Consider the following 20,676-nt stretch of genomic DNA (forward strand, 5'->3'; position numbering starts at 1 on the left):
CGATCCCGGAGAGCCTCTGTATGAAATTTAGGGCAGTTCGTTCGGCGGTGAGCAGGCTTCTTGTGGAGCCGCTTACTTCCATCAGAACGGTCCCCTTTTTTACCTTCTCTCCGTCTTTTACCTTTATTCTGATCTCTATCTTTTTATCGACCGTCTTGAACACAAATACCGCAACGTGAAGTCCCGCAACCACCATCTCTTCCTTTGCGGTCATCAAGGCCTTCGATGTCTGCCACTTGGGAATGACGGCGATGCTCGTGATATCTCCTCTTCCGATATCCTCTTTAATGGCGTCCTTTATCAGTCTGTCTATCCGTATCATAGTTCGTCCAGCGCCTTTCTTAACTTTTCGAGCTCGGCCTTTGACTGGCCCAGGCGCTCGCGTTCTTTTGCGACCACCTCTTTTGGCGCCCGTTCAACAAAGTTTTTGTTTGAGAGCTTTCCCCCGGTCATCTTAATGTAATTTTCGATCCTTGCTATTTCTTTTGCAAGGCGCGTCTTCTCGGCGCCAAGGTCTATCATTCCGGCCAGGGGGATGAATATGTCCACTTTTCCCGCAACGGCCGTTGCGCACTGTTTGGGAGTTTCATGTGCGGTCAGGAAATTGATGGAGGCGATCCGTGCGAGGTCCATTATATATTTCTTGTCCTTTTCTATGTTCTTTTGAACCGCCTTGTCGTGGACACGCAAGGATATCTCTATCTGCTTGCCGGGGTTCACGTTGTGTTCGCCCCTGATATTTCTTATGGCCCCGATGACGTCCATGACGATTTGAAGTTCTTTGGCCTCTTTTTCAAATTCGATCTTTTTTGGTGGAGTGGGGAACTCGGCAAGCATGATAGTGTCATTGCGAGGAACGTCAGCGACGAAGCAATCTCCTGCGGGGGATTGCTTCGCCCTTGCGGGCTCGCAATGACGCGGGAGCTTCTGCCATATTTCTTCCGTTATGAACGGGGCGTAGGGATGCAGCAGGCGCAAAATATGATCCAGAACATGCAGCAATGTTGCCTGCGCCGCTTTCCGCTCTTCTGTTAACTGTTCACTGTTCACTGTTAACTTTCCCTTAACCAGCTCCAGATACCAGTCGCAAAATTCCCCCCACACGAACTGATAGATGGCGCGCGAGGCGGCGTCAAACTGGTAATGGTCTAGCGCCTTGTTGACCTCTTTTATCGTATGCTGAAGTTTATTGAGTATCCATTTATCTGCAAGGGACAATTCTGTCGTCCCCGCGAAAGCGGGGACCTCGTTTGGGAGCTCTAGATCCTTGTTTTCGCAGGGATGACATGTATCAGCCATGTTCATCATAATGAAACGTGAGGCGTTCCAGAGCTTGTTCATGAAGTTGCGGCCCACGTCTATGCGATCTTCGCTGAAGAGGATGTCCTGCCCCTTGGGCGCTACGAGCATGAGGCCAAATCGAAGGCCGTCGGCGCCGTATTTTTCTATCAGGTCCAACGGGTCCGGAGAATTTCCAAGGGATTTGCTCATCTTTCTCCCTTGAGAGTCGCGGATGATGCCGGTGAAGTAGACGTTATCAAAGGGACGTTCCCCCGTAAATTCGTAGCCGGCCATTATCATGCGGGCGACCCAGAAGAAGATGATGTCGGGACCCGTCACAAGATCGGTCGTGGGGTAGAACTTTTTAAGCAGGTCAGTCTTATTCGGCCAGCCCATTGTGGCGAACGGCCAGAGCCAGCTTGAGAACCATGTGTCGAGCACGTCGGAGTCCTGCGCAAATTCTGTGGCGCCGCATTTAGGGCACCTGGTCGGGCGCTCTATCGAAACGATAGGTTTACATCCGGCCTCCTGCTTCCTGCCTCCTGCTTCGTCTTTTACGCAGTACCACGCCGGTATCCTATGCCCCCACCAGAGCTGTCTTGATATGCACCAGTCGCGGATACCCTTCAGCCAGTGGCTGTAGACCTTTGTCCAGCGCGAAGGCCAGAACTTCACCTTGCCCGATGTCACCGCCTTAAGGGCCTCTTTTACGGAAGGGTATTTCAGGAACCACTGCTCGGAGAGCATCGGTTCGATAGGAACGTCCGCCCTCTGGCTGTAGCCGACGTTGTGTTTATAGTTCTCGGTCTTTTCTAAGAGTCCAAGTTCCTGCATGTCCACAACTACCGCTTTTCTGCACTCGAACCTGTCCATCCCTTCGAACTTTTCGCCTGCGGCCGCGGTCATTCTGCCGTCGGAACCTATCACCTGTGTAACGGGGAGCTTATGCCTTACTCCTATCTCATGGTCGACAAGGTCGTGGGCCGGCGTTACTTTAACGGCCCCGGTGCCAAAACCGAGTTCGACCGCGTCGTCGGCGATGATAGGAATGGGTCTATTTTGGAGCGGCAGCAGCACCTTTTTGCCTATGAGCCCCTTATAACGTTTATCTTTCGGATTAACGGCTATCGCCTCGTCGCCAAGCATCGTCTCCGGTCTTGTGGTCGCGACCACTATATAACCGAGTTTGTCATCCTGAGCGGAGCGAAGGATCCCATGCGCCATGTTCGGGAGATCCTTCGGTCGTTTCACTCCCTCAGGATGACACGCAACCATCGGATACTTAAAATACCAAAGATGACCGCTCTCCTCCTTCATTACCACTTCTTCGTCGGAAAGGGCGGTTCGGGAAACCGGGCACCAGTTTACCATTTTTTTACCGCGATAGATAAGCCCCTTCTTGTAAAGTTCTACGAACACTTTTTGAACGCAGGCGGAGTAATTAATGCGCGGGGATGGATGGCGCGGATCGAGGCCGTCCATCGTGAAGACCTCGCGGGACCAGTCGCAGGAACAGCCGAGCTTCTTTAGCTGTTTTATGATGATACCGCCGTGTTTGTCCTTCCATTCCCATGTCTTTTTCAGGAACTCTTCCCGGCCAAGGTCGTCGCGGTGCTTTATCTTTCCCTCTTTTTTTAGGGTACGTTCAACTACCGTTTGTGTTGCGATGCCTGCGTGGTCGGTGCCGGGAAGCCAGAGAGTCTCGAATCCCTGCATTTTTTTGCGGCGGACCAGGATATCCTGAAGCGTATTGTTTAGAACGTGCCCCATGGTGAGTACGCCGGTGACGTTGGGTGGCGGAATGACTATGGTGTATGACGGTTTCTTGGAGAGCGGGTCCGGGGTAAAGTAACCCTTTTCGATCCACTGCGCGTACCATTTATCCTCGACCCCTTTGGGTTCGTAAGCCTTGGCAAGTTCAACGTTTTCCATATTGTGGCGCATATTAGGTAAAGAGGCCCACCGTTGCAAATGTTATTTTTACGGGTTGATTTGGGTATGGCAAGGGACTATAAGGAACTCCGGGGGTGATGTTATGCCTAAGTTCCTTATTGCACCTCGAACTTTATGGCTATGGTCAGAGGTTCTTTGTAGAAGGGGAGGGGTTCCGCCCTTTTAAGTGTTTCCAGCGCCGCGTTGTCCAGAAGTTCCACTCCTGAAGATTCCTTGAGCGCCGCCTCTTCCACCTTTCCGTCCTCTTTTATCTTGAACGATACTACGCTTCTGCCCATTATCTTTTTCTTTCTGGCTTCAAGGGGGTAGTATTTGGAGCGTTCAATCTTGTTCCTTATCCTTGAAAGAATCGGGTTCCCCGACATTGTCCCGGCACCAAGCCCCGGTTTTCCCACTGCCGTGGCGGGGCCGGTGAGTGTGTCGGTGTCCTTTGTTCCATCTGTCCCAAGAGAGCCGGTTGAGTGCGCACTGGAGGGAGCCATTTTTGAACTAAAGCCTTCTGCGACGTCTTTATAATGCGTTGTTTTTGCACTTTTAGCCGCTTTTATTTCCATCCCCCCCTCTAGGGGTCCGACCCTTTTTGTGGCATTTGGGGTGTTTTGGGGGTCTTTGTCGATCCCTTCGTCTCCCCCGTTTCCGACCAGCTCCACACTCAATATTCCGTCGCCAAAAGGCTCATCACCCGGTCTATTACAATAGATCGAGAAGGAGATGGCTACAATGTGGATGGCGACGGATATCAAGATCGCTATTAAAAAATTTCTATTCATTTAGCCCCTATCCCCCAACCCCTTCACCCGGCAGGTAAAACGGCCTTCCGCTCAGATCGTTTATCCCCACATAGACCTCGGTCTCGAACACATCTTTTAAATTGGCGTAGGTAACGACCTCGCCGGCCGGGCCTGCCTTAACAAGCGACCCTTTTTTAAGGAACATTATGTTCTCGCAGTAGGCAAGCGCCACATTGATATCATGCATGGCAGATATCACGGTCAGCCCTTTATCCTTATTAAGCATCTTTATTATAGAAAGTATCTCCTGCTGATGTTTGATATCCAGAAATGATGTGGGTTCGTCCATCAAAAGAACTTTTGGTTCCTGAGCGAGAGCCCTCGCTATAATGACCCGCTGGCGTTCGCCGCCCGAGAGCTCCTGGATAAGCCGGTCCTTGAACTCCCATGTGCCGGTAGATTCCATTACATCCTTGGCTATCGCCACATCGTGCGCATTCTCAAAACCGAACGCGCTCTTGTGGGGGCTCCTTCCCATGAGTACGATCTCGAACGCGGTGAAGGGGAACAGGATGTTCGAATCCTGCGGGACGACGGCGACGATCCTTGCAAGTTCTCCCTGCTCAAATTTTTGCAGAGGCCTGTCGTTAAGAGCGATCTCGCCCGTTTGGGGGCGTAAAAGCCTTGAGAGACATTTAATGAGAGTGGTCTTGCCGCTGCCGTTGGGGCCAAGGAGACCGCGCCATTCTCCCTCGCGGACACGAAATGAAAGGCCTTGCAATATCGGATTTTTTCCATATGCAAAGGTGATGTTTTCAGATGATATCATAATGTATGGGCACCTCTAAAAACCCATTGGCGTGTCATTGCGAGGGAGCATAGTGACCGAAGCAATCTCCATAAATCAAGTGTTTGCTTAGAGATTGCCGCGCCCCTTCGGGGCTCGCAATGACAGAACAAGCAGGTTTTTAGAGGCGTCCGTATGTCATTCTAAGCCCTTCGACAAAGCTCAGGGTAAACTCCGCGAAAAATCCCGTTCATTCAATTGTGTTCGGGAGATCCTTCGCCCTATGGGCTCAGGATGACATGACAGCTTGAAGCTGTCATCTCATCTGCCTCTTCAATAAATATACGAACATGGGCCCCCCGATGAGGGCCGTTATCACTCCCACCGGCAGCTGGGTCTGGAATTCTCCGCGCATAAGTATCGTTCGCGCGAACGTGTCGGACCAGACGAGAAAGATCGCCCCGGCAAATCCGCTTGCGGGGAGTACCAGCCTGTGGTCGCTGCCGAAAAGAAGTCTCACCATGTGCGGTATGAAGAGTCCGACGAACCCTATGAGCCCGCTGACGGATACAACGGCGCCTATCATCAAAGAGGCCGCAAAGAAGACATATTTTCTCGTGGCGTCGATATTAATGCCCAGACTTTCGGCGGCCTCGTCACCCAGCGATATAAGATTGAGCCGCGATGACATCAGGCACAATGCGATGAATCCAAACGCCACAGCCAGAGCTACAACAGCGATCATCTGGTAGCTCTCTATCTCCAGATTCCCTATCAGCATAAAGAGTATCTCGTGCGCCTGCTCCATTGTCACAAGGGAATGGATGAGCATTATGAAAGCGAACGCGAACGCGTTGAATATCACGCCGGTAAGAAGAAGGGTATGCGAAGAAAGCTTTCCGTGAAATTTGCAGGTCCAGTATATGAAGAGCATCGTCAGAAAAGATGACGCAAAGGCGGTCATGGCAACGGCCACAAAGGGGAGCTTGAACGCGTAGGCGATAACGGCGCCAAGTGCCGCGCCGCCCGAAACCCCCAAGATGTAGGGATCGGCAAGCGGATTTCTCAAAAGCGCCTGAAATGCGGTGCCACCGCTGCCAAGTGCAAGGCCCACAAGGGCTCCGAGCAATATCCTTGGAAGACGCGAATACAGGAGTATGGCCGTCTGCGTCTCTGTAAGGTTCGTTGAAAAGACCGATATCTTCTCAAAGCCGATATTAAGCGCGGCCAGAACGGTGAGCGCCAGCGCGGCAACCAGAAATAGATTAGTTATGAGCCACTTTTTTAGCGTTAGATGATTCATGATATTCTGTCATTGCGAGCCTCGAAGCCATGTATCATATGGTACATGGCGAAGGGGCGCGGCAATCTCACGTGTGAGTTATGGAGATTGCTTCGTCACTTCGTGACTCGCAATGACAAAGCAAGTTTTTCTATCGCATTTCCCAATCTTGGGCCCGCCCTGAAGTCGGACATGTCAAGACGCACCACTTTTTTCTTTATAATTTCGGGCAGGTCCAGGGTCTCTTCGCTCCCCATGCCGAGGTCTATTATTATATCAGGTCCCTTTGCCAGGATAAATTCTGTGTTGATAGTAGGGTAGGGGGTGTTTCCTTCTACGATGTTGGCCGCGCCTATCGCCTTTATTATTCCGCCGAAGAAGGTGTTATCTCCAGCGGCGACGAGCGGCCGGTGGCCGACGAGGATCAAAAGAGTGCGTAAGTGCGTAAGTGCGTAAGTGCGTAAGTTGCTGTCATTGCGAGCCACGGAAGGGGGCGTGGCAGTCCCCTGTGTTGATTCGGGAGATCGCTTCGCTACGCTCGCGATGACAGCTCTCATGTCTGTAACCAGGTTTTTCCCCGCTTCTTTTTTTCCGACCGCCTCCGCCATCTTTTCTATCGAATCGTACATTTCGTCTATCGTTCGGAACGAGAGCAAAAGAGTATCGATGTGAGCGTTCTTAAGGACACCGAACTCGCCTTTCAGGCTGTTTTCCTTGGAGCCGATAACGAGGTCCGGTTCCAGCGCGATCACCTTTTCGGAATTTATGCTTATGTAGTCGGCGACCTTGGGGAGTTTCTTTGCCTCCGCAGGATAGTCGCACCATGTTGTTACGCCGACAACCTTATCTCCTACCCCAAGCGCAAAGAGTATCTCGGTGATGTTAGGTTTGAGAGAGATGATGCGTTTAGGTTGCGCCACTTTTTCGCCTATTTCTGCGGCATGAGAGATGCCGATAGAATAGAAAATAACCATGGCGATATATAATATTTTATAGTTCATATTTTCGTAAAATCGTAACTCGTGACCACAGAACTGTAAGTTGTAAGCCGTAAGTTGTAAGCTTAAAACTTACAGCTAGATTTATTTCCCCATCTTACCATTAATTATCGATATGGCGTCAATATCAAATCCGGCGGGGCCTGTGCCCGGGTTATCCGGATCCGGCGTTACTTGAAACGTCCCATCGGATACAATTTTTATATAACGCGCCTGTTTTAATCCCACTGAGCTAAGATCGAACGCGTCTCCGCCGGCGCCGTCTTCAAGGCCTGCAATTAAAGGGTCTTTTTCAGCCAAAGTAGGCGTGACGCCGGCACAGTTTGATTGCAATTTATCATAGAAACTGCCGATTGACGCCTTTTCGGGATCGCAGGGGAATGTATAATAATTAACGCCGTCTTCGCTAACGCTAACCGTTGCCGGTTCAGAAAAAACGCTGACTTTTTCCGGGTCGGTTATGGCTGTTGCTACTAGCGAAGAGATTGGAATTTGCGGAGTGGCGATAAAGAAAGCGTTTTCGAATACGATAAAATCGGGACCTTCTCCATCGATTATTTTGCACTCTTTGGTGTCCAAAATAATGCTTCCACCGGGTCCCAAAGAAAGGACGCCGTTTATCGAAGCCGCCGCTCCCGCCTCTCCATAATCGCCATCCGGCGGTTCGGGAGGCCCTAAGACGACATCGGGGAGAGAAAAAAAGCCTCGTCCGCCGCCAAGAGATATTTTAACATCTATAATTGCCGAAGCATAACCTGTGCAAAGCTTGGGCAGAAAAATTTTGGGATCGATTTTTAGCTTTGGAAATACTGTCAGCTCTGTATACAGCTTGTCATTATCTTCAGATGTATCTTCCGGAACATCTGTAGCTATAGGAGGGCTTGCCGGCTCATCTATATTTTCCGTCGGAGCCGGATTTTCAGGGGTTGCCAGTTTTGTCTCGCCTTTATAGTTCGTGTTTATCGCAACAAGCGTCCCGGGATATCCCGTAGCGACAAAAATATCTGCGCCTGTGAAATCTTCTCCAGGACGTCCGGGCCTTACGGCAATTGGCCCAGCTCCCGTGTTTGTTCCGGTAGGATTTTCAGCCGAAACTTGGGAAGGATAGCCGATAACAAACGGCCACACGGTAAATTCTTTTGGAAGAGAAGTTGCTTCTTCGCCATCTATTTTTATTGGATACACGGCACTTTGTTCGAAACTTGAAACGAAAAGATAGCTATCGTCAAAATTCAAAGCTTGCGACGGAAGGTAGTCGCTGCCAAGATTGTTGCCGGTTACGGTGATAGGAGAATTGTGATCGTGAACGGCTGTAAAATTTCTAAGGTTTATTTCATAAATTTCTCCGTAAGATATGCTTCCAATAAAAGCTTTGGAGCCGTCTTTTGCCACGGCCATTTCGTCAAACGAAAGTCCTACTATTCCCATGGGAATATTGCTGATGATTGTGTTTGTGGCTGCGTCTATAATGTCGATGCTGGCTTTGGTCTTGGGAACGGCAATCGATCCGCTTAAATCGCTGATTCCGGAATTTGTGACCGCAAGCGCGCCGTTTTGGATGGGCGTTATTCCGCTTGGATTGTAGTCCGTTGTAACGATATATGTCCGGCTTTTTAAGAACGGGTCGGATTCAAACACATCAAATACCAGCACGGTTCCGGGGGCAGCTACGGCGGGAGATAATGGGTTTATATAATTTGATGTAGTGATATATAATTTTGAATCCATTGTGGCAATCCTTGAAGGATAGGAAGGAACAAGGCTTGTCACGGTTGATGAAGAATCGGATAGCGGAAGCGGATCTGAAAACGCTATTGTGTAAGAAAGCGGTAACGATTTATTTGCTATTCCGTTTGTGGGATTAAAGTCGATAACGTGCGTCGATGTCAAAAGAAACGCGCGCGATGGAGACATTATAAATAAGCTGGATGGATAGCCTGTGCCGCTTGGACTTATGAGCCCGTTAAATTTTTTTGATATGGATAACGGGTTTGTGGTTAAATCTATCGCCAAGACTCCTGTTGGATTTGAAACCGTAACCACAAATGCCGTGTCGCGCATTCCTTCAATGTCGGGAATGATTACGTCGGCGGGGAAATCGCTTCCGAATATAAACGCGTTGCGCGTGATATCCACGTTGCAGGGATTAATCTCTGTGCATTTTTGCTGGAGCTTATGTTCGTCCGCGCTTTCGTTCGGCATTTCCGAAGGTTGCCTTGTATAAAGCCCTCCTTCGCCGCATGAGAGAAGGATAAGGGATAAGCACGCGAATAATTTTTTCATAAGGTTCAACTCCATTTTGCCCCAAGCGTTATAAAAAACGACCTGCGCGGCAGGGGAAATCCGCGGGCATCGTATATTTGAGCGTTTGTTATATCTTTTGACGCGAAAGTCAGCGTAAAGGCGCCGAATCGGCCATCCTTCGGCAAAAGTTTTGCCGTGGCTCCAAGATTAATAGATACCCTTTCGGCTATGAAGACTGTATTTTGGGCGTTTACCGGTAAAGCAGACACGTATTGCATATCGCCAAAAACACTTCCTCCGAAAAAATTCTTTTTAAAGTCGCCATGCGCTTCTAAATGTAAATTTGCTTTATGTGAAGGCCTTCCGGGCAATTGAAAATTATTGCTGGCAAAATGAGCCGACAGCCATGTGTAATTTCCTTCGATAGTTATAAATTTTATCGGATTTAAGTATGCCCCTGCTTCAATGCCGTATGCGTTCACATCGTAAGTGTTAATAGGCTGAATGGTCGTTGCGCTTATTGGCACCCAGACTATCTGGTTCTTAATATCGTTTCTAAAATACGAAAATTCGAGCTCGGCTATTTTATGGCTTATGATGAAGCCGACATCGTAATTTATGGCATCTTCTTTGCTCAAATCTTTATTCCCTCTCATATATCCCTGATCTGGGAAATAAAGCTCGCTAAAATTCGGATATCTAAAAGACCTTTCGATATTTCCTTTGAAAGTAAGGAAGGACGCTGGTTTTGCGGCAACTCCTATTTTCATCCCTACGTCGTCCGAAAAATCCGAGGCCTTTTCGTATCTGATGCCTGGAATTATGGAAAAGCGGCCGTTTTCAAACAGCAGCTCGTTTTGAAAAAAAACTCCATTGTAATATCGTAATTTATGGCCGATCAACTGCGTATTTGGTATTTTTGAGCCGTCATGAAACAGGTCGACTTCAAAATCATATCTAAGCGTAAGAAGCTGGGTGAGCGCCTTGTGTGAAAAAGACGGTTCAATTAGAAGATACGGATTTATGGAATCGCCAAAACTTTCCCTATCGATAGCAGGACCGACGGCCGGGGACGGATCATTAAAATGGTCGGTGCTTAAATTGTTGGATATTCCGAGTTCTAACGAAAGGTGGTTATCGAGAATATTTGATAGCCTTGCAAAGGCGTTTGAAATATTTTTAAATATGGTCTCTTTGGCTTCCAGCGGATTTGCTGGGTAAAGAACGGTGGTTTCTTCTTCCATGCCGGGCACGTCGCGCTTGGTGAAGAAGAAATCGTTCAATATGGAAATTTGCAGATTTTGAATTTTAGTGATATCAAATTTTGTCAGCAAGTCCTCGGATATGAATCCATTATGAATGCGCGTGAACGTTTTTCCACCTCCTATATTTACGCCTGCCATGTTGGTTCCCGCGCTCTTGAATGTAAAATCCCCTTTGCTTTGCGAATGGGTGTGCGAAATTCCAAGGCCCCACGCTTTTCGCCTTAAGAACAGCGACTCGCTCGATTTAAACGTTGTAAAAGAGCCGAAAGTTTCGTTTATCTCTACGGACTTTCCCGCTTTCGCTTTTTTGGTGATGATATTTATTACTCCGCCTATTGCGTCCGGGCCGAAAACGGTCGTTCCACCTCCTCGAACGACTTCTATTTTTTCTATAGCGCTTACAGGAATCGAAGAAAAATCAACTCCGCTTCCATCCATGGTATTTATTTTTACGCCGTCTATCAAAACCGTCACCTGTTCGGCCGAAGAACCGCGGATTGTGACGGTGGAGTATTGGCCCGGCCCCCCCAGGTCTTTAGAATCGACGCCGACGCTTTCAGAAATAATTTCGGCCACGGTTTTACTTTGCGTTTCGTATTTTGTGGGTCTTATGACTGTTGTGAAATTGGACGGAGATTTCTGCGATTCATGCTCTGCGTCGGAAGTGACTGATATCTCGCCAAGGTCGGCAGCGAAGGCGGAAGATGGAAGCATGAGGACAAAGAGGAGAAGCAGGAAGCAAGAGGCAAGAGGCAGGAAAGAATTATCATGCTTCATGCATCCTGCTTCATGCATCCCGGTCCTGGAATGTGTGTATAATAAACAAATACGCATCGTATTCCCCATCTCCCCGTGGGGCCTCTGATATATGGAACCGATGCGTAAGGTTTCCTGACTTTAACTCTAGTTTACTGAGCTGACCAAGTGAAGCAAGTTGACCGAGTTGAGAACTTGGTCAACTTGGCAACTTATAAAACTCGGCAAACCAGGAGCCATTTGCTCTTGCCTTCCCGTTCATAAAGAACAGTGACTAAAGCGGGCAAATGGCGAGTTATCACAGTGGCGGGACCGTTACGGAATTGTTAAGCTCGCTCATCCTTCGACAGGCTCAGGACGAGTGACAATCACTCACCGTATTCCCTCCACGCACCGGGCATATTAAATTGTCGGTTAGCCTAGTAACAGCGGGGCACATTTAAGTCAATCCCGAATTTTTTGTTTGTTGTGACTTTTTTGTTTACAAGCAGGCGTTGATGTAACAATGTCCAAGCATATGGACGGCGTCTTAAAAAGGCTTTCATTTTTAGATCGTTACCTTACTTTATGGATATTCCTTGCCATGGCGGTGGGCGTCTTTGCGGGTTATCTCTATCCGGGCGTTAAGGATATCGTGAACAGCTTTCAGGTGGGGACGACCAACGTTCCGATAGCCATAGGCCTTATTTTAATGATGTATCCGCCGCTGGCCAAGGTTAAGTATGAAGAACTTCACGACGTCTTTCGGGACTATAAGATCCTGGCGCTCTCTTTGGTGCAGAACTGGGTCATAGGGCCCATATTAATGACGACGCTGGCGCTTATCTTTCTGCGCGATCAGCCCGAATATATGGTGGGGCTCATCATGATAGGGCTTGCGCGCTGCATCGCCATGGTCATCGTATGGAACGATCTTGCAGGCGGCGACAGGGAATATTGCGCAGGGCTCGTTGCGTTCAATTCCATCTTTCAGGTCCTTTTCTATTCGGTCTATGCCTACATCTTCATAACGATAGTCCCCACATGGTTCGGTCTTTCGGGTGTCGTCGTTCAGGTGACCATCGGCCAGATAGCAAAGAGCGTCTTTATCTATCTAGGGATACCTTTCATAGCCGGCATAGTCGGCAGATTCTCGCTTAAGGCTCTAAAGGGTGCCGAATGGTACGAGCAAAAGTTCATTCCGCACATAAGCCCCGTTACCATAATAGCCCTTTTGTTCACTATAGTTGTCATGTTTTCGCTAAAGGGCGAATATATAGTGAGGCTTCCGTTCGATGTCGTAAAGATAGCGGTTCCCCTTCTTATATATTTTGTCTTCATGTTTCTGGTGTCGTTCTATATGTCAAAGAAGGCGGGAGCCAACTATCCAAAGAGCGCCACTCTTTCATTTACCGCCGCCAGCAACAACTTCGAACTTGCCATAGCCGTGGCCGTTGCTGTGTTCGGTATAAATTCGGGAGCCGCATTTGCCGCAGTTATAGGGCCTCTGGTCGAAGTGCCGGTCCTGATATCTCTTGTGAACGTTGCCCTCTTTTTAAAGCGAAGATATTACGGGGAGGTGGCTGTATGAAGACCATACTTTTTTTATGCACCGGAAACTCCTGCCGTTCCCAGATGGCGGAAGGCCTTGCCAGGGCTATTCTTCCTGGGGATTGCAAGATATACAGCGCAGGGATAAGGGCCGACGGGATGAATCCAAAGACGGTAGAGGTAATGTCGGAGATAGGGATAGATGTCTCGAAACAGTTCTCAAAGACCATGGACGATCTTGGAGATGTCGAGCCGGACGTTGTTGTAACTCTCTGTGAGAACGCCGAAAAGAACTGCCCTTTATATCCAAAGAACGTCAGGCACATCCATTGGCCCATCAACGACCCTCACGGAAAGGATGTTGCAGCATATCGCGTAGCCCGCGACGAGATAAAGAGCAAAATAGAAAATGATCTCACCCTTTAAATTGTTTGCCGACCTCGTTACCCGTGATCTGCTCGGTCTTGGCGCAGGGTCACCCATAATGAAAACAAGGCTTATTCTCATTTTTGTCGGTATTGTGGGGACCGGAATAATCATCACCGGTTATCTCTTTAATTTAATTCTTGGTTGATTAAACCGCGCTCCTTCTGATAGAACCGCGTGCCATGATAAGCTTTTTTAAGAATTTAGCGGAGGATCTCAAGTCTATCTACGACCGCGATCCGGCGGCGCGCAACTGGTTTGAGGTCATCTTGTGCTATAGCGGAGTTCATGCCCTCATTGCCCATCGTTTTAACAACGCGCTCTGGCGCTGTCATTTGAAGACCCTTGCCCGTTTTCTGGCCCAAGTTTCGCGCTGGTGGACAGGCATCGAGATACATCCAGGCGCTACTATTGGCAGGAGATTTTTCATAGATCACGGGATGGGCGTTGTTATAGGCGAGACCACCGAGATAGGCGACGATGTGACCCTTTATCAGGGCGCTGTGCTCGGCGGAACGAGCTGGAGCAAGGGCAAACGCCACCCGACCCTTGAGAACAATGTGGTGATAGGCGCCCATGCCGTTGTGCTGGGGCCAATTATTATCGGCCAGGATTCCAAGGTGGGTTCAGGTTCTGTGGTCATTCACGATGTCCCGCCACATTCGACCGTTATCGGCATTCCGGGGAAGGTGGTTCACAGGCGCGACGAGAACATTCCCCATGCTGCGCTCGAACACGGGACGCTGCCCGATCCTTTCACAGAGGCGATTAACGGATTGAATGAAAGGTTGAAAAGATTAGAGGAAAAGATGAAGTCGGAAGTCTGAGATCAGAGATCAGAAAAATCTGACCTCCGATCTCTGACATCCGATTTCGGACCGTCATTAGCCGACTTTATGAGTCTACCCACAAACTTGAATATATCCCGGAGCTCAAGGGTGATCTGTGCAATGAGCGGCGGGGTTGATTCTTCGGCCGCGGCATATATCCTGAAGAACGAAGGTTACGATGTCATAGGCGTCACCATGAAGCTGTGGGACTGCTTTAAGGCGGCCAAGCGCCAGACATGCTGCTCCACCGCCGATTCAGTTGATGCCATGAGGGTCTGCGCCCAGCTTGGCATTCCTCATCATGTTGTGGATATGAGGGGGGCGTTCCGCAAATATGTGGTCGAATATTTTGTGAAGGAATATTCAAAAGGGCGCACCCCGAATCCGTGCATCAAGTGCAACGAGTTCTTAAAGTTTAAATTCTTGCGTGAAGAGTGCGCCAAGCTTTTTTCGTGCAACATTCTGGCGACGGGCCATTACGCGAGAATTACCAGCGTGTCATTGCGAGCCCCCGAAGGGGGCGTGGCAATCCCGAGCATACAGTCAGATTCGGGGGATTGCTTCGCTGACGCTCGCAATGACATGCGCTTTAAGCTGTTCAAAGGCATTGACCATGCCAAGGACCAGTCGTATTTTCTCTTTACCCTTATACAAGATGAGCTCGCGAGGACCATATTCCCTCTGGGCGCCTTGAAAAAAGAGGATGTCCGCAGGATCTCCAAAGAGGCGGGGCTTAAGACCGCCGAAAAACGCGAAAGTCAGGAGATATGTTTCATTCCCGATAACGATTACTCGGGTTTCATTCACGACCATTATCCGGAACTTGCAAGACCCGCCGGGGATTTTGTCGACCTCAAGGGGAAAGTGCTCGGCAGGCATGAAGGAACGCATGCCTACACAATAGGTCAGCGCCGGGGCTTGGGCTTTGGTTTTGGTTTCGGCAAGAGAAAATATGTCGTTGGAATAGATGTAACGAATAACAGGGTCGTTCTAGGAGATAACGAAGACCTGATGAAAAGCGAGATGACAGTTGAGGATGTCACTTGGACCAGCGGGTGTCATTGCGAGGCGTTAGTCGAAGCAATCCCCCGCTTAATGGTAAAGATCCGCTATCGCCACGAAGGCGCTCCTGCAAGGGTCGAAATAATGGAAGGCGGCAGGGCCAAAGTGGTCTTCGATAAGCCCCAAAGGGCCGTGACCCCGGGCCAGGCGGCAGTGTTTTATGCCGGCGATGAGGTATTGGGCGGGGGATGGATTTTGGGGTCAGGCTTGACTTCTTGACTTTAGCCTAAAGTCAAGAAGTCAAGCCTGACCCCAAATGTACAGATAAAATGGGGAAAGTTCTTATTACAACTTTAGGCTGCAAGGTCAATCAGGCCGATTCGGAGAGTATAGCGGCGGCCTATATTTCAAAGGGATTCTCGCTCGTCAAAAAGGGTGAAAGGCCGGATGTCTGTATCGTTAACACCTGCACGGTGACCGCCAAGGCCGACAAAGAGTGCCGCGGAGAAATCCGCAAACTTAAAAAGCTCTATCCCATGGCAAAAGTGATTGTTACCGGATGTTACGCAAATGTGTCGGCGGATGAGCTTCAGAAGATGCCGGAGGCGGATGAGGTGGTCGGAACGCTGCCGCTCGTCCTGAGCCTGTCGAAGGACGAGACTCTCATGGTTCGACAGGCTCACCATGAGCGGGCAAAGAAAAGCCGGCCACAATTGAAGATCCAGGACGGCTGCAACAATTTCTGCGCCTATTGCATAGTCCCTTATGCGCGCGGCAGGAGCAGGAGCGTGCCCCCTGAAGAGGTGGTGTCTAGGGTCAGTGAGCTAAGGGATGCTGGTTTCAAAGAGGTGGTCCTTACCGGGATCCATGTCGGAGGATACGGAGCCGACCTTGAACCAAAAACAACTCTTGTGGAGCTTCTTCGTGGCTTATGTCATTCTGAGCCCGAAGGGCGAAGAATCCCCCAAGATCCTTCGCTATCGCTCAGGATGACCAGCGACAGTACTCATAATGACACACACTTTCGAATCCGCCTCTCATCAATAGACCCAGACGAATGGGATGACGCCATAATGGATCACGTCTGTCCGCACTTTCACATTCCTCTTCAGAGCGGCGACGATGAGATCCTCCGCGCGATGGGCCGTAAATACACTACGGAGGATTATAGAAAACTGATCGAAGGGATCGCGATAAGAGGAAGTCAGAGGTCAGATATCAGAAGTCAGATCTTTCCGACCTCCGACCTCCGACCTCTGGCTTCATCTCCGGCCATCGGCGCCGACGTAATCGTAGGATTTCCCGGCGAGACAGACGACCATTTTGAGCGCACAAAGAACTTCGTATCTTCGCTTCCTCTCACCTATCTGCACGTCTTTCCCTACTCAAGGCGCAAGCTCACCGCGGCCGCCAATTTAAAAGAAACCGTCCCAGACCCTGTGAAGGCCGAACGCGCCGATATATTACGCAAAATCTCCGAAAAGAAGCGGTTTGACTTTTATAAAAGTTTTATAGGAAAAACTGTGCGGGTTGTGGTAGAGATGAAGCGTGACAGAAGAACGGGGCTTTTAAAAGGGGTCTCGGAGAATTATATACCCGTTCTGTTCGAAGGGGACGACAGGCTGATGGCGAAGATTGTCACTGTTGAGATCGAAGGTGTGAACGGTGATCATGTTACCGGAAATCACATATTGGGGTCAGGCTTGACTTCTTGACTTTAGGCTAAAGTCAAGAAGTCAAGCCTGACCCCGAATAAAGGGGCGCAAATGAAGATCGAGGGCGACGACAAGAAGAAACTAAAGGAGTTCGAAAGGCACCTGGGCATCTCTTTCAAGAAGCGCGAACATTTAAAGCGCGCGCTCATGCACAAGTCCTACGCGAACGAGAACAAGTACCCTTACACAGATCAAAACGAGCGCTACGAATATCTGGGCGACGCCGTTCTAGAGCTTGCAATAAGCGATATACTTTTTAAGAGCTTTCCCGAACACGCCGAAGGGGACCTTTCAAAGCTTCGAGCCGGCATCGTTAACGAAGAATGCCTTGCAAATCTCGCCCGCGAGATCCGCCTGGGCGATTATCTTTATCTTGGGAAAGGAGAGGCCCAGACCGGCGGGAGGGACAAACCTTCGCTACTTTCCGACGCCTACGAAGCGGTGCTTGGCGCCATCTTTCTGGACCGCGGATTTGAAAAGGCGGTCAAGGTGATAAAGAGGAACTTTGAAAAGATAGTGAAGGAGGTGGGGGGGGCGGGTTTTGTGAACGATTACAAGACCCGGCTTCAGGAGACGGTTCAGGGCAAGTTTCACACCATTCCGCGCTACCGCACGGCGCGCGAATCTGGTCCCGACCACAGCAAGACCTTCGAGGTCAACCTCTTTATCGCCGGCGATCTTATAAGCACGGGCCGTGGCGCCAGCAAAAAGGGCGCCGAACAGGACGCGGCCAGAGAGGCGCTTACGCGCCTAGAGGTCGGAATTCGGAGGTCGGAAGTCGGAGAGGCAGAGAGGTCAGAGGTCAGAGGTCAGAAATCGGAAGTCGGAAAAAAAGAAGATGCCAATTAAGACCTTTAAAGATCTGGATATTTATAATTTGTCCTATAAGCTGGCCATGGACATATTTAATCTTGCTAAGACATTTCCAACAGAAGAAAAGTTTTCACTTATTTCGCAGATAACGCGCTCTTCCAGAAGTATATGCGCAAACATTTCGGAATGGTGGGGCAAGAGAAAGCATGAAAATGTCTTTAAAAAGTTTCTTGTCGATTCTTGCGGTTCTATTCAAGAGACAAAGACCTGGCTCGATTTTGCGCATGATTGTAATTACATTTCTGGAGAACAACATAAAGAACTAATGGAAAGGTTAGAAGTGATTGGTGGTAAGTTATGGGCACCTCTATAAACTACTCACTCTGTCATTGCGAGCCCCGAAGGGGCGCGGCAATCCCCCATAAACACTTGATTTATGGAGATTGCTTCGTCGCTGGACGCTCCTCGCAATGACATAACAATGGGTTTTTAGAGGTGCCCTTATATCAATTGCACGATAATTGGAAGACGTTTGATTGACAGTCTCTGTCTCATTCCGACTTCCGACATCAGACTTCTGACCCCTTCTGCCTATGAAATCAGGATTCGTTGCGATAATAGGACAGCCGAACGTGGGCAAATCGACCCTTATCAACAAGCTCATCGGCGAAGAGCTGGCCGTTGTCACCCCAAAGCCGCAAACTACAAGACAGAACATAGTAGGGATACTTAATCTTCCCGACGCGCAGGCAGTCTTTTTGGACACGCCCGGCTTTCACGAGTCTAAGAAGGCGCTCAACAAGATGATGATAGATAGGATAGGCGACGCCCTTTCGGAGGCCGATGTCATAATCCTTGTGGTCGAGCCAAAAAAGTCGATCGATTCCATCGACAAAGAGCTCTTTAAAAAATGTAACGCGAAAACCATCATAGTCATCAATAAAATAGATACCGTTCTGGACGAGCCCTACGGAAAGCTGGTGGAAAGGTACTGGAACGCCTTCAAAGAGACGCCGACGATAGCGATCTCGGCCAAGAACGGCCAGTGGGTGGAAGATCTCTTGAAGAAGGTGATGGAGTTCCTGCCGGAAGGGGAGCCTTTCTATCCTAGGGACGAATTCACCAAGCACCCGATGAGATTTTTGGCCGAGGAGATCATCCGCGGCGAGGCGATGCAGTTATTGAAGCAGGAGCTCCCATATTCCATGGCGGTGGAGGTAGAGCAGTTCAAAGAACCGGAAAATCCGCTCATCCTGAGCTTGTCGAAGGATGAACCAGCGCATGGTTCGAAAGGCTCACCACGAACGGGCGTCATTCGCATCAGCGCATCCATCATCGTAGAGAAGGATTCGCAAAAGGGGATAGTGATAGGCGCCAAAGGGGCGATGATAAAGAGAATAGGGACCCTCGCCCGCGAAAAGATAGAAAGGCTCACCGGCACCAAGGTGTTCCTGGAGCTCTTTGTTAAGGTCGTGAAGGACTGGACAAAGGACGAAAGGATATTGAAAGAGATGTTCTAAACTATCATCCCCCTTGGATACTCTTCACGCATTTTTTCTGACGGGCGGGCCTCGAGCCAGCTTCTGGCGGCTACTTTTTGAAAGGTCCTGTCATCCTGAGGCCGAAGGGCCGAAGGATCCCCCGAACGCGTTCTTGCGTTCGACATCCTTCGCTGCCGCTCGGGATGACGCGCATCCTTGTCATCTTGCGTAAGGCGGAATATCTCCTGCGCGTTGTTGGTGAACGCGTTCCAGTCGATAAGATCTAATGTGAATAGCTGTTCCATTTTAGAGGGCCTTTCACTATACGACTCGTATAAAAACTGTTATAAAAGGATACCCCCCTCTAGGGGTCCGACCCTTTTTTATACTTTGACGGGGTTGCCGCGGTTGTAGTTTCCCCTTGGGCCTGTTGACGACGTCATGGCGTTTACACTTGCTATAGCGGTTGCATTCTTTACGCCGGCAAGCTGATATAGATAGGCACTTTCCTGAGCGCCATATTTAATGTCCTGTGCCTCTTCCCGCAGCTCGAACTGCCTTGCTATCGAGGCGTCACCGTCCCGCTCTGTCTTGTACGAAAGGCCCCTTATTACCGCGCCTCCGGCCTCGCCGACCTTGGATATTACATATTGGGCCGTCTGGAGATCCTTCATTGTCGCTTGAGAGCCTTCGAGTCCATTGCCAGCCACTTCCGGGGGTGCTGTTTCTACCGGAAGAGCCGGCTCTACCGGGGCCGCCGTCGGTGTGTTAACAGGCGTAGTCGGCGCGTTGGCTACCACAGGGGGAGGAGTTGGCGGTGGAGGTGGTGCGGTAGTGACTGGAATAGGTTTGGATGCTGTTGATGCCGCCGCAGATGCCGTTGCCGCAGAACTTGCAGTTGTTGCCGTTGTTGCCGCAACTGCCGGTATTTGAAATGCCATGATTTATTCTCCTTTAGTCCGTTCATCCTTCGACAAGCTCCCGCCAATACTACGCGGCGGGCAGGCAGGCAGGATGAGCGGCGGGTTATATTTTAAGCATACCTCGGCTGGCCGTAGCCGTAGTTCCTGCGGGCGAATATCTGGGCCATGCTGCGGTTGCGGTCGCCCGCCTTTCTAACATCGGCCGCAATGCGGGCCTTCTGGATGTCGGCTCCGGTCGAAAGCTCGGCTATCTCTTTCTGGTTCTTGAGTACCGCGTCTTTAAAGGCGTACTCCTTGTCCATTAATTTTGTCTGCAGTGTGTTCGAAAACTCGGCGATCTGTTCTTTAAGGGTGATAAGTCTCCCATCATTATCCATTTTTTGCTGGGCGAGCTTATATTGAAGGATATTCGTTGTAAGTTCGGCGATACCCTTAAAGGCGTTCATTCCGAAATCCATCCAGAACTTCGTGGTCTGGAGCTCGGCAACATCGGCATTTGCAGCCGCCGTCCTTGCTTTAGACCAGCTCTCGAGCGCGTCGGCCCCGTCCTTTACATTACCGCCTAGCGCCTGATACTCGCTCTGGAACTTCATGAACTTTTCGCTGTCTTTCAGGTCTTTGAGGTCCGTTATTTCGGCCGATTTCATGGCTTTTTGAAA

At 49.8% G+C, this 20,676-nt stretch carries 20 protein-coding genes and 1 riboswitch; of the genes, 9 read left to right on the top strand and 11 right to left on the bottom strand.

Annotated elements, in window-relative coordinates; genetic code table 11:
• The 8 genes from COV46_00305 to COV46_00340 form a co-directional block, all read right to left on the bottom strand.
• Positions 1 to 322, bottom strand: a 322-nt coding sequence (locus tag COV46_00305) for a nicotinate-nucleotide diphosphorylase (carboxylating) (GenBank protein ID PIR18352.1), incomplete at its 3' end; no start/stop codon positions are given.
• Positions 319 to 3,213, bottom strand: a complete 2,895-nt coding sequence (locus tag COV46_00310) for a valine--tRNA ligase (protein ID PIR18353.1) — start codon at positions 3,211 to 3,213, stop codon at positions 319 to 321. The genes COV46_00310 and COV46_00305, both read right to left, overlap by 4 nt.
• 116 nt (positions 3,214 to 3,329) lie before the next feature.
• Complete coding sequence (locus tag COV46_00315; protein ID PIR18354.1) at positions 3,330 to 4,004, bottom strand: hypothetical protein; 675 nt, start codon at positions 4,002 to 4,004, stop codon at positions 3,330 to 3,332.
• 7 nt (positions 4,005 to 4,011) lie between these two features.
• Positions 4,012 to 4,794 carry an ABC transporter gene (locus tag COV46_00320; protein ID PIR18355.1) on the bottom strand — a complete coding sequence of 261 codons (783 nt, stop codon included), beginning with the start codon at positions 4,792 to 4,794 and terminating at the stop codon, positions 4,012 to 4,014.
• Positions 4,795 to 5,068: 274 nt separating this feature from the next.
• The gene (locus tag COV46_00325; protein PIR18356.1) at positions 5,069 to 6,055 is read right to left on the bottom strand and encodes an iron ABC transporter; all 987 of its coding nucleotides are present in this window, start codon (positions 6,053 to 6,055) and stop codon (positions 5,069 to 5,071) included.
• Between the two features lie 95 nt (positions 6,056 to 6,150).
• Positions 6,151 to 7,035, bottom strand: coding sequence for a hypothetical protein (locus tag COV46_00330; GenBank protein PIR18357.1), 885 nt, complete (start codon positions 7,033 to 7,035; stop codon positions 6,151 to 6,153).
• Between the two features lie 81 nt (positions 7,036 to 7,116).
• A complete protein-coding gene (locus tag COV46_00335; GenBank protein PIR18358.1) occupies positions 7,117 to 9,330 on the bottom strand; it encodes a hypothetical protein in 2,214 nt (737 codons plus the stop codon).
• Complete coding sequence (locus tag COV46_00340; protein ID PIR18370.1) at positions 9,321 to 10,979, bottom strand: hypothetical protein; 1,659 nt, start codon at positions 10,977 to 10,979, stop codon at positions 9,321 to 9,323. Before COV46_00340 ends, COV46_00335 begins: the two co-directional genes overlap by 10 nt.
• Positions 10,980 to 11,404: 425 nt before the next feature.
• Positions 11,405 to 11,705: riboswitch (cobalamin riboswitch) on the bottom strand.
• Between the two features lie 109 nt (positions 11,706 to 11,814).
• On the opposite strand from COV46_00340, the gene arsB reads away from it, so the two are divergent.
• The 8 genes from arsB to COV46_00380 all read left to right on the top strand — a co-directional run bounded on the left by arsB (position 11,815) and on the right by COV46_00380 (position 19,133).
• Positions 11,815 to 12,867: an arsenical-resistance protein gene (gene arsB / locus COV46_00345; GenBank protein PIR18371.1), complete on the top strand. Its 1,053-nt coding sequence runs from the start codon at positions 11,815 to 11,817 to the stop codon at positions 12,865 to 12,867.
• Positions 12,864 to 13,253: an arsenate reductase gene (locus COV46_00350; protein ID PIR18359.1), complete on the top strand. Its 390-nt coding sequence runs from the start codon at positions 12,864 to 12,866 to the stop codon at positions 13,251 to 13,253. Before arsB ends, COV46_00350 begins: the two co-directional genes overlap by 4 nt.
• A 182-nt stretch (positions 13,254 to 13,435) precedes the next feature.
• Positions 13,436 to 14,080: a serine O-acetyltransferase gene (gene cysE / locus COV46_00355; GenBank protein PIR18360.1), complete on the top strand. Its 645-nt coding sequence runs from the start codon at positions 13,436 to 13,438 to the stop codon at positions 14,078 to 14,080.
• Between the two features lie 69 nt (positions 14,081 to 14,149).
• The gene (locus COV46_00360) at positions 14,150 to 15,364 is read left to right on the top strand and encodes a tRNA 2-thiouridine(34) synthase MnmA (GenBank protein ID PIR18361.1); all 1,215 of its coding nucleotides are present in this window, start codon (positions 14,150 to 14,152) and stop codon (positions 15,362 to 15,364) included.
• A gap of 50 nt (positions 15,365 to 15,414) precedes the next feature.
• The gene (locus COV46_00365) at positions 15,415 to 16,800 is read left to right on the top strand and encodes a tRNA (N(6)-L-threonylcarbamoyladenosine(37)-C(2))-methylthiotransferase MtaB (protein PIR18362.1); all 1,386 of its coding nucleotides are present in this window, start codon (positions 15,415 to 15,417) and stop codon (positions 16,798 to 16,800) included.
• Between the two features lie 51 nt (positions 16,801 to 16,851).
• Positions 16,852 to 17,649, top strand: coding sequence for a ribonuclease III (rnc, locus tag COV46_00370; GenBank protein ID PIR18363.1), 798 nt, complete (start codon positions 16,852 to 16,854; stop codon positions 17,647 to 17,649).
• Positions 17,639 to 17,986, top strand: coding sequence for a hypothetical protein (locus tag COV46_00375; protein PIR18364.1), 348 nt, complete (start codon positions 17,639 to 17,641; stop codon positions 17,984 to 17,986). The genes rnc and COV46_00375 overlap by 11 nt, the downstream gene beginning before the upstream one ends.
• Before the next feature lie 220 nt (positions 17,987 to 18,206).
• Positions 18,207 to 19,133, top strand: coding sequence for a GTPase Era (locus COV46_00380; protein PIR18365.1), 927 nt, complete (start codon positions 18,207 to 18,209; stop codon positions 19,131 to 19,133).
• Here the strand turns inward: COV46_00380 and COV46_00385 are convergent.
• Both COV46_00385 and COV46_00390 read right to left on the bottom strand, forming a co-directional pair.
• The gene (locus COV46_00385; protein ID PIR18366.1) at positions 19,130 to 19,399 is read right to left on the bottom strand and encodes a hypothetical protein; all 270 of its coding nucleotides are present in this window, start codon (positions 19,397 to 19,399) and stop codon (positions 19,130 to 19,132) included. The two genes, COV46_00380 and COV46_00385, sit on opposite strands and share 4 nt — an antisense overlap.
• Before the next feature lie 78 nt (positions 19,400 to 19,477).
• The gene (locus COV46_00390; GenBank protein ID PIR18367.1) at positions 19,478 to 19,768 is read right to left on the bottom strand and encodes a hypothetical protein; all 291 of its coding nucleotides are present in this window, start codon (positions 19,766 to 19,768) and stop codon (positions 19,478 to 19,480) included.
• Between the two features lie 25 nt (positions 19,769 to 19,793).
• Between COV46_00390 and COV46_00395 the strand changes: the two genes are divergently transcribed.
• Positions 19,794 to 20,027 (top strand): hypothetical protein, encoded by a 234-nt coding sequence (locus COV46_00395; protein ID PIR18368.1) that lies wholly within the window; start codon positions 19,794 to 19,796, stop codon positions 20,025 to 20,027.
• Positions 20,028 to 20,127: 100 nt separating this feature from the next.
• Here the strand turns inward: COV46_00395 and COV46_00400 are convergent, their stop codons facing one another.
• A complete protein-coding gene (locus COV46_00400) occupies positions 20,128 to 20,664 on the bottom strand; it encodes a hypothetical protein (GenBank protein PIR18369.1) in 537 nt (178 codons plus the stop codon).
• Positions 20,665 to 20,676 lie beyond the last annotated feature (12 nt).

The sequence above is a fragment of the Deltaproteobacteria bacterium CG11_big_fil_rev_8_21_14_0_20_49_13 genome, from assembly GCA_002796305.1.
In the GTDB taxonomy this organism is placed as follows: Bacteria; UBA10199; UBA10199.

Coding starts and splice junctions, on each gene's coding strand:
- COV46_00350 (PIR18359.1), top strand. CDS start 12,864: ATGAAGACCATACTTTTTTTATGCACCGGAAACTCCTGCCGTTCCCAG.
- arsB (PIR18371.1), top strand. CDS start 11,815: ATGGACGGCGTCTTAAAAAGGCTTTCATTTTTAGATCGTTACCTTACT.
- COV46_00375 (PIR18364.1), top strand. CDS start 17,639: ATGCCAATTAAGACCTTTAAAGATCTGGATATTTATAATTTGTCCTAT.
- COV46_00365 (PIR18362.1), top strand. CDS start 15,415: ATGGGGAAAGTTCTTATTACAACTTTAGGCTGCAAGGTCAATCAGGCC.
- COV46_00340 (PIR18370.1), bottom strand. CDS start 10,979: ATGGATGGAAGCGGAGTTGATTTTTCTTCGATTCCTGTAAGCGCTATA.
- COV46_00320 (PIR18355.1), bottom strand. CDS start 4,794: ATGATATCATCTGAAAACATCACCTTTGCATATGGAAAAAATCCGATA.
- COV46_00315 (PIR18354.1), bottom strand. CDS start 4,004: ATGAATAGAAATTTTTTAATAGCGATCTTGATATCCGTCGCCATCCAC.
- rnc (PIR18363.1), top strand. CDS start 16,852: ATGAAGATCGAGGGCGACGACAAGAAGAAACTAAAGGAGTTCGAAAGG.
- COV46_00380 (PIR18365.1), top strand. CDS start 18,207: ATGAAATCAGGATTCGTTGCGATAATAGGACAGCCGAACGTGGGCAAA.
- COV46_00400 (PIR18369.1), bottom strand. CDS start 20,664: ATGAAATCGGCCGAAATAACGGACCTCAAAGACCTGAAAGACAGCGAA.
- cysE (PIR18360.1), top strand. CDS start 13,436: ATGATAAGCTTTTTTAAGAATTTAGCGGAGGATCTCAAGTCTATCTAC.
- COV46_00360 (PIR18361.1), top strand. CDS start 14,150: ATGAGTCTACCCACAAACTTGAATATATCCCGGAGCTCAAGGGTGATC.
- COV46_00330 (PIR18357.1), bottom strand. CDS start 7,035: ATGAACTATAAAATATTATATATCGCCATGGTTATTTTCTATTCTATC.
- COV46_00325 (PIR18356.1), bottom strand. CDS start 6,055: ATGAATCATCTAACGCTAAAAAAGTGGCTCATAACTAATCTATTTCTG.
- COV46_00335 (PIR18358.1), bottom strand. CDS start 9,330: ATGGAGTTGAACCTTATGAAAAAATTATTCGCGTGCTTATCCCTTATC.
- COV46_00310 (PIR18353.1), bottom strand. CDS start 3,213: ATGGAAAACGTTGAACTTGCCAAGGCTTACGAACCCAAAGGGGTCGAG.
- COV46_00385 (PIR18366.1), bottom strand. CDS start 19,399: ATGGAACAGCTATTCACATTAGATCTTATCGACTGGAACGCGTTCACC.
- COV46_00390 (PIR18367.1), bottom strand. CDS start 19,768: ATGAAGGATCTCCAGACGGCCCAATATGTAATATCCAAGGTCGGCGAG.